General features: G+C 68.3%; 1 protein-coding gene. It reads left to right on the plus strand.

From position 1 onward, the window contains the following. Nucleotides 1-240: hypothetical protein (locus tag KVT28_RS26550; RefSeq protein WP_217551288.1), on the plus strand; the 240-nt coding region annotated here is incomplete at both ends.

The raw sequence follows: 240 nt of genomic DNA on the forward strand, positions 1-240 counted from the left end.
GACTGGGCCGCTATCGAAGGCGCTCCAGACGCACCTGCAGGCCGAGCGGTTCCAGATCGTCACGTCCGTCAGAGGTCTGCCGCTCGGCGTGCGCGATCGATTGTCGACGTTGTTCGGTCGCGGCACGCTCGATATCGCCGAGCCGGGCGCCGAGTTCCAGTCCAGCAGCACGCCCGGAACCAGGACGCTGCCAACCAGGCGTCTGATCGCCGCTGGCTGCGCGGGCGATCCGCACTGTCT

This window comes from Pantoea sp. GbtcB22 (genome assembly GCF_019091025.1).
GTDB classification, from domain to species: domain Bacteria; phylum Pseudomonadota; class Gammaproteobacteria; order Enterobacterales; family Enterobacteriaceae; genus Pantoea; species Pantoea leporis.